Source organism: Massilia horti (genome assembly GCF_004614195.1).
In the GTDB taxonomy this organism is placed as follows: domain Bacteria; phylum Pseudomonadota; class Gammaproteobacteria; order Burkholderiales; family Burkholderiaceae_D; genus Telluria; species Telluria horti.
In genome coordinates, this window is record NZ_SPUM01000148.1 from 41,173 (window position 1) to 48,726 (window position 7,554).

Consider the following 7,554-nt stretch of genomic DNA (forward strand, 5'->3'; position numbering starts at 1 on the left):
TCAAAATGGCATACTCGGACAAAGTGTTGGACCACTACGAAAACCCGCGCAACGTCGGCTCGTTCGACAAGGGCGATGACCAGGTCGGCACCGGCATGGTCGGCGCCCCGGCCTGCGGCGACGTGATGAAGCTGCAGATCAAGGTCAACGACCAGGGCCTGATCGAAGACGCGAAGTTCAAGACCTACGGCTGCGGCTCGGCGATCGCCTCGAGCTCGCTGGTGACCGAATGGGTCAAGGGCAAGACCCTGGACGAAGCGCTGTCCATCAAGAACACCGAGATCGCGCAAGAGCTGGCGCTGCCGCCGGTGAAGATCCACTGCTCGATCCTGGCCGAAGACGCGATCAAGGCTGCCGTGGCCGATTACAAGACCAAGCACGCCGCGAAAGCGGAGTAAAGCTAAGCAGTAGCAACCCAAGCTGGAGAAAGCAATGGCAATCACCCTGACTGAAAAAGCCGCGAAACACATCAACCGCTACCTCGAGCGCCGGGGCAAGGGGGTCGGCTTGCGTTTCGGTGTGCGTACCACCGGCTGCTCCGGCCTGGCCTACAAGCTGGAATACGTCGACGAGGGCGCGCCCGAGGACAACGTGTTCGAGTCGAACGGCGTGAAGATCTTCGTCGACCCGAAAAGCCTGCCGTACATCGACGGCACCGAACTGGACTTCGCGCGCGAAGGCTTGAACGAGGGCTTCCGCTTCAACAACCCGAACGTGAAAGACGAATGCGGTTGCGGCGAAAGCTTCCGGATCTGATCCCCGGTACCAATGCAGAACCACTTCGAACTGTTCCAGCTGCCGGCGCGCTTTGACGTCGACCAGGGTGCATTGGACGCGGCCTACCGCGAGGTGCAGGCGCGCGTACATCCTGACCGCTTCGTGAATGCGACCGACGTTGAAAAGCGGGTCGCGATGCAGTGGGCGACGCGCGCCAACGAGGCCTACCAGACGCTGCGTAACCCGATGAAGCGCGCGCAGTATCTATGCGAGATCAACGGCGTCGACCTGAAGACGGAATCGAATACGGCGATGCCGATGGAATTCCTGATGCAGCAGATGGAATGGCGCGAAGCGCTGGACGATGCGCGCTCGGGCAAGGACGCCGAGGCGCTGGACGAACTGGACGCGCAGGTCAGGAACGAGCGCAAGCAGATGCTGGCGCAGGTTGGCCGGCAGCTCGACGCGGGCGATTATGAAACGGCGGCGCAGGGCGTGCGCGCGCTCATGTTCCTCGACAAATTCGGCGACGAGGTGCAGTACGCCTTCGAGGCGTTGGAGAGCTGATCCGTAGGGTGCGCACCAGTGCGCACGCGGTACGCTGGCGAATCGCAGACGTTGACCGCGTGCGCACAGGTGCGCACCCTACGCCATTCTCAGCGCAAACAAAAGAACAAAACCAGGTAACACCATCATGGCACTTTTGCAGATTTCAGAACCCGGCATGTCGACCGCGCCGCACCAGCACCGGCTGGCGGTGGGTATCGACCTGGGCACCACCAACTCGCTGGTCGCCACGGTGCGCAGCGGCAGCCCCGAAGTGCTCAGCGACGAGAACGGCCGCTCATTGCTGCCATCGATCGTACGGTACCTGCCAAACGGCCATGCCAACATCGGCTACAAGGCGCACGCGCACCGCACCACCGACCCGAAGAACACGATCGTCTCGGTCAAGCGCTTCATGGGACGCGGCCTGAAGGACATCGCCCACGTCGAGAACCTGCCGTACGACTTCGTCGACGGTGGCCGCGAAGGCGGTCACGGCATGGTGCAGATCCGGACTGTCGCCGGAGTCAAGAGCCCGGTCGAAGTGTCGGCCCAGATCCTGGCCACCCTGCGCCAGCGCGCCGAGGATTCGCTCGGCGACGAACTGGTCGGCGCCGTGATCACCGTGCCTGCCTATTTCGATGACGCCCAGCGCCAGGCCACCAAGGACGCGGCCCAGCTCGCGGGCCTGAACGTGCTGCGCCTGCTGTCCGAGCCGACCGCCGCCGCGATCGCCTACGGGCTCGATCACGCCAAGGAAGGCGTGTATGCGGTCTACGACCTGGGCGGCGGCACGTTCGACATCTCGATCCTCAAGCTCTCCAAGGGCGTGTTCGAGGTGCTCTCGACCGGCGGCGACTCGGCCCTGGGCGGCGACGATTTCGACCAGCGCCTGTTCTGCTACATCACCGAACAGGCCAAGCTGGCGCCGCTGTCGGAAGAGGACACCGCAACCCTCATGGTCAAGGCGCGCCAGGCCAAGGAGCTGTTGTCGACTAACGACGAGACCACGGTCGAAGCGATCCTGAAGTCCGGCGAAATCGTGCAGGTCACGGTCAGCGCAGAGACCTTCACCGAGATTACCAAACACCTGGTCGTCAAGACCATGAACGCGATCCGCAAGGCGATGCGCGATGCGAACGTGTCGGTCGAGGACGTCGACGGTGTGGTGATGGTGGGCGGCGCGACCCGCATGCCGCAAGTGCGCCGCGCCGTCTCCGAATTCTTCAAGACCATCCCGCACGCGAATATCGACCCGGACCGGGTGGTCGCGCTGGGCGCCGCGATCCAGGCCAATCTGCTGGCCGGTAACCGCGCGCCGGGTGACGACTGGCTGCTGCTGGACGTGACCCCGCTGTCGCTGGGCATCGAGACGATGGGCGGCCTGGTCGAAAAGATCATCCCGCGCAATTCGACGATTCCGGTCGCCCGCGCCCAGGAATTCACGACCTTCAAGGACGGCCAGACCGCGATGGCGATCCACGTGGTGCAGGGCGAGCGCGAGCTTGTTTCCGATTCGCGTTCGCTGGCGCGCTTTGAACTGCGCGGCATTCCACCGATGGCCGCCGGCGCCGCCCGCATCCGCGTGACCTACCAGGTGGACGCGGACGGTCTGCTGTCGGTCTCGGCGCGCGAGGCGCGCTCGGGCGTGGAGGCTTCGATCACCGTCAAGCCGTCGTATGGCCTGGGCGATGACGAGATCGCGCGCATGCTGCAGGAGTCGTACACCTCGGCCCAGGGCGACATGCAGATGCGCGCGCTGCGCGAGGAGCAGGTCGAAGCCGAGCGTATTCTGCTGGCGACCCAGTCCGCGCTCGGCGAGGACAAGGATCTGCTGTCGGGCGAGGAGCAGGGAGCGATCGCCAAACTGATGGATGACGTGCGCGAAGCCGTGGCGCGCTCGAACGACCAGTCGCAGGACACCGGCGCGCGCCAGGATGTGCTGCATAATGCCGTGCAGGCGCTGGCCAGGGGCACCGAGGAGTTCGCGGCGCGCCGCATGGACAAGAGCGTGCGCAAGGCGCTGGCCGGAAAATCGCTCGATCAGGTATAACACGCTGCCGGCCCGTCGTGCCCGCGCAGGCGGGAACCCATGCTGAGGCGAATTAGCCAGCTCAGTATAGGTTCCCGCCTGCGCGGGAACGACGTGTTGGTGGTAACACTTAAAAGAGGTATAGAAGTGCCACAACTCGTATTCCTGCCCCATCCCGTGTTCTGCCCCGAGGGCGCCGTGGTCGAAGCACCTAGCGGCAAGTCGATCTGCGATGTCATGCTCGAGAACGACATCGAAATCGAACACGCCTGCGACCGCGTGTGCGCCTGCACCACCTGCCACGTGCTGGTGCGCGAAGGCTTCGATTCGCTGAACGAACCGGAAGAGAAGGAAGAAGACATGCTCGACAAGGCCTGGGGTCTCGAAGCGGTCTCGCGCCTCTCGTGCCAGGCAATCGTCGGCGCCGAGGACCTGGTGGTCGAGATCCCCAAGTACACGATCAACCACGCGGCCGAAAAGAACCATTGAGAAGGAATCTGCTGCCATGAAGTGGACCGACATTTCGGCGATCGCCGAAACCCTGTACGACAAGTATCCCGACGTCGATCCGACGACGGTGCGTTTCGTCGACCTGCACAACTGGGTGGTGGGCCTGCCCGGCTTCGACGATGACCGTACGCGTGGCGGCGAAAAGGTGCTGGAAGCGATTCAACAGGCATGGATCGATGAAGCGCGTTGAGAAGACAAAACCGGCGCCGCAGGAGCTGGCGCCAGAGATCCGTCCGGGCCAGTCGATCGAGCTGCTCAAGGAACTGCACATCCTCACGCGCGACGGAAAACTGAACCAGGACAGCCGCCGCAAGCTCAAGCAGGTCTACCACCTGTTCCAGTTCATCGAGCCGCTGCTCAAGGAAACCCTGCAGGCGCACCCTGGCGTCTCGCTGGTCGACCACGGGGCTGGCAAGTCCTACCTCGGCTTCATCCTGTACGACCTGTTCTTCAAAGAGCTGAACGACGGTTCGCACATCTACGGCATCGAAACGCGCGAGGAGCTCGTCCAGAAATCGACCGGGCTGGCGCAGCGCCTGGGCTTTGCCGGCATGTCGTTCCTGCCGCTGTCGGTTGCAGAATCGACGACTTCAATGCTGCTGCCGCCGACGATCGACATCGTCACCGCGCTGCACGCCTGCAACACCGCGACCGACGACGCGATCGACTTCGCGCTCAAAAAGCAGGCGCGCCACATCGTGCTGGTGCCGTGCTGCCAGGCCGAAGTCGCGTCCGTCCTGCGCAAGAACAAGGGCAAGGACCTCGGCCGCAGCGCGCTGACCGAAATCTGGCGCCACCCGATCCACACCCGCGAGTTTGGCAGCCAGATCACCAACGTGCTGCGCTGCCTGCAGCTGGAAGCGCATGGCTACCAGGTCAGCGTGACCGAGCTGGTGGGCTGGGAGCACTCGATGAAGAATGAGTTGATCATCGCGACCTACAAGGACCTGCCGCGCCGGCGCCCGGCCGAGCGCCTGCACGAGGTACTGTCGACGCTGGGGCTGGAAGAGATGGCCCAGCGTTTCTACACCGGCAAATCGGCAATGGCCGAAGCTACTTCACCAGCGATTGAAACAAGATGAGCAAAAACGAACACTGGATCGACCTGCGCAGCGACACCGTCACCCAGCCGTGCGAAGCCATGCGCGCGGCGATGGCCGCGGCCCCGGTCGGTGACGACGTCTATTCCGACGACCCGACCGTCAACCGCCTGCAGGAATACGCGGCCGACCTGTTCGGCTTCGAAGCCGGCCTGTTTGCGCCGTCCGGCACGCAGACCAACCTGATCGCGCTGATGACCCATTGCGGCCGGGGAGACGAATACCTGGTCGGGCAGGAAGCCCACACCTACAAGTACGAAGGCGGCGGCGCCGCGGTCCTGGGCAGTATCCAGCCGCAGCCCATCGCCAACCAGCCGGACGGTTCGATCCTGCTGTCCGACATCGAAGCCTACATCAAACCGGACGACATGCACTTCGCGCGCACCCGGCTGCTGGCGCTGGAAAACACGATCGGCGGCCGCGTGCTGAGCCAGGAATACGTTGCGGCGGCTACCGCGCTGGCGCACGCAAAAGGCTTGCGCACGCACCTGGACGGCGCGCGCATCTGCAATGCCGCGGTCAAGCAGGGCATCAGCCTGCGTGCCGCGGCGGCTGGCTTCGATACCGTGTCGGTGTGCCTGTCCAAAGGACTGGGCGCGCCGGCCGGCTCGGTCCTGCTCGGGCCGAAAGCGTTCATCGAACAGGGCAAGCGCTGGCGCAAAATGCTGGGCGGCGGCATGCGCCAGGCAGGCGTCATCGCCGCGCCTGCGCTGTACGCGCTCGAACACAACGTGCAGCGCCTGGCCGAAGACCACGAGAACGCGGCCAGACTGTCGCGCGGGCTCGCTGAAATCGAGCAGCTCGCAGTGACGACGCCGCAGACCAACATCTTCTACGTGAACATGCCCGAAGCGGCGTGCGCGCCGCTGCGCCAGACGTTGGAGCGCGAGGGCATCCGCGCCTCGATCGGGCCGCACACGCGCCTGGTGACGCACCTGAACGTTACGGCCGCCGACGTCGAGCGCACGATCCTGACGTTCAAGGCATTCTTCAAGGACTGGCGCGCTTGATGTCTGACGATGAAGCAATCCGCCTAGCCAAGCGCGTGGCGGCACAGGTGGCGTGCTCGCGTGCCGAGGCCGAACGATACATCGCCGGCGGCTGGGTGAGCGTTGACGGCAAAGTGGTCGAAGACCCGGCTACCCGCGTGACGCCTGCGCAGGAAGTCGCGCTGCTGCCGGGAGCAACCGCGGTCGAACCGCCGCCGGTGACGATTTTGCTGCACAAGCCGCCCGGTTTTCAGGCCGGTGGCGCTGAAGGGCAGGACGCCCTCGCGTGCGTGCGCGCGGATACGCTGGTGCGCGCAGGCGCAGGGGAGCAGCAGTTCCTGAAGCGTCATCTGGCGCGCCTGACGCTTGCTACGCCACTCGAGACTAATGCCAGCGGGCTGGTCGTCTACACGCAGGACTTTCGCGTCGTGCGCAGGCTGGTCGAGGACAGTGCGAGCGTCGAGCAGGAGTTTGTGGTCGAGGTGTCGGGGCAGGTCGCAGAAGGCGGGCTGGCGCTGCTCAACCGGGGACTCACATTCCAAGGCCGGGTGATGGCGCCGCTGAAGGCGAGCTGGCAGAGCGAAAACCGGTTGCGCTTTGCCGGCAAGGCGATCCGACCCGGGCAGATCGAGCACATGTGCCGGGCAGTGGGTCTGGGAGTGACGTCGATTAAGCGCATTCGCATCGGCCGCGTGCCGATGGCGAGCCTGCCGCAAGGGCAGTGGCGCTACCTGCAGGCGTTCGAACGCTTTTAGTAGGGTGGGCGGGGTAAAGTTGGCCAGTGGCCAACTTTACGAACGCCCACGCGTTCAAACAGAGCGTAAATCATACGAGCCAATGGCCGTTCTGGCGCTGGCTGCAGCGGCGTTCCCAGCCAGGACCGTAGGGTGCGCACCCGTGCGCACGCGGTACGTATGCGCACCAGAGCCAATGACATTCAACCGTAACGCGTGCGCACAGGTGCGCACCCTTGCGGCCTTGCCGAGTCTTCCACTCCAGTAAGTTGTAGGGCGTTTACGCTTACTTCGCGCTTGCTTTGGGCACCGACACCAGCCGCGTTCCGGCCAGCTTGTCATGCAAGAACTGCCGGTCCTTGTCGAGGAAGGCGGTGAGCGCCCAGGCGACGATGCCCACGGCGATTGCCGCGCATACTTCGCCCTTGCTCTTGATCCCGAACGCCCAGCACGTCACCAGCGCCGGCAGGAACCATCCCCACGCCAGCAGGTAACGGATGACCGCAATACCAAACGGAACCCGTCGCTGCCCATCCATCACGAGCTTCATACGCCAGGTCTTCATCGCCAGCGTATGTCCGCTGTCGGTCCAGAAATGCACGAAGTAGGCGGCAGTGACCAGGAACAGCACGAACTTGAGACCGTGCTGGTACACCGGCGCTTGCCGGTTACCGGTCACGAGCAGGTACAGCGCGACGGCCAGCATGTCGACGGCCAGCAGCAGGAACGCTTCGTAGACCATCGAGATGATTCGGCGCCGGACGGTGGGCACATTCGACCCCTGCTCAGTATTCTGCATTCGGATTGGCGGTGACGGGGGGCGGTTGCGGGGCGGGCGGCTGGGCTGGCGCCTGGAGCGGAGTGGGGGCCGGAGCTGGCACCGGCGCTGCCGCCGGGGTGGTCGTTGTCGCGGGCGTGAGCGCCGG

At 64.5% G+C, this 7,554-nt stretch carries 10 protein-coding genes; 9 read left to right on the forward strand and 1 reads right to left on the reverse strand.

Annotation, left to right across the window (positions count from 1 at the left end; all coding sequences use genetic code 11):
- Nucleotides 1–5: 5 nt before the first annotated feature.
- From iscU to E4O92_RS23695, 9 genes are all read left to right on the forward strand, one after another.
- Nucleotides 6–398 carry a Fe-S cluster assembly scaffold IscU gene (gene iscU / locus E4O92_RS23655; RefSeq protein ID WP_135192093.1) on the forward strand — a complete coding sequence of 131 codons (393 nt, stop codon included), beginning with the start codon at nt 6–8 and terminating at the stop codon, nt 396–398.
- Between the two features lie 34 nt (nt 399–432).
- Nucleotides 433–756: an iron-sulfur cluster assembly protein IscA gene (iscA, locus tag E4O92_RS23660; RefSeq protein ID WP_135192094.1), complete on the forward strand. Its 324-nt coding sequence runs from the start codon at nt 433–435 to the stop codon at nt 754–756.
- Nucleotides 757–768: 12 nt separating this feature from the next.
- Complete coding sequence (gene hscB, locus E4O92_RS23665) at nt 769–1,284, forward strand: Fe-S protein assembly co-chaperone HscB (protein ID WP_135192095.1); 516 nt, start codon at nt 769–771, stop codon at nt 1,282–1,284.
- A 127-nt stretch (nt 1,285–1,411) separates the two neighbouring features.
- Nucleotides 1,412–3,316 carry a Fe-S protein assembly chaperone HscA gene (gene hscA / locus E4O92_RS23670; protein ID WP_135192096.1) on the forward strand — a complete coding sequence of 635 codons (1,905 nt, stop codon included), beginning with the start codon at nt 1,412–1,414 and terminating at the stop codon, nt 3,314–3,316.
- A gap of 126 nt (nt 3,317–3,442) precedes the next feature.
- The gene (gene fdx, locus E4O92_RS23675) at nt 3,443–3,784 is read left to right on the forward strand and encodes an ISC system 2Fe-2S type ferredoxin (RefSeq protein WP_135192097.1); all 342 of its coding nucleotides are present in this window, start codon (nt 3,443–3,445) and stop codon (nt 3,782–3,784) included.
- A 16-nt stretch (nt 3,785–3,800) separates the two neighbouring features.
- Nucleotides 3,801–3,995: a Fe-S cluster assembly protein IscX gene (gene iscX / locus E4O92_RS23680; protein WP_135192098.1), complete on the forward strand. Its 195-nt coding sequence runs from the start codon at nt 3,801–3,803 to the stop codon at nt 3,993–3,995.
- Nucleotides 3,982–4,887: a class I SAM-dependent methyltransferase gene (locus E4O92_RS23685; protein WP_135192099.1), complete on the forward strand. Its 906-nt coding sequence runs from the start codon at nt 3,982–3,984 to the stop codon at nt 4,885–4,887. The genes iscX and E4O92_RS23685 overlap by 14 nt, the downstream gene beginning before the upstream one ends.
- Nucleotides 4,884–5,915 carry a low-specificity L-threonine aldolase gene (gene ltaE / locus E4O92_RS23690; RefSeq protein ID WP_135192100.1) on the forward strand — a complete coding sequence of 344 codons (1,032 nt, stop codon included), beginning with the start codon at nt 4,884–4,886 and terminating at the stop codon, nt 5,913–5,915. Before E4O92_RS23685 ends, ltaE begins: the two co-directional genes overlap by 4 nt.
- Entirely contained in the window at nt 5,915–6,649 is a 735-nt protein-coding gene (locus E4O92_RS23695; protein ID WP_135192101.1) for an RNA pseudouridine synthase, read from the forward strand. The genes ltaE and E4O92_RS23695 overlap by 1 nt, the downstream gene beginning before the upstream one ends.
- A gap of 265 nt (nt 6,650–6,914) precedes the next feature.
- Here the strand turns inward: E4O92_RS23695 and E4O92_RS23700 are convergent, their stop codons facing one another.
- Entirely contained in the window at nt 6,915–7,427 is a 513-nt protein-coding gene (locus E4O92_RS23700; protein ID WP_135192102.1) for an RDD family protein, read from the reverse strand.
- Nucleotides 7,428–7,554: the final 127 nt, after the last annotated feature.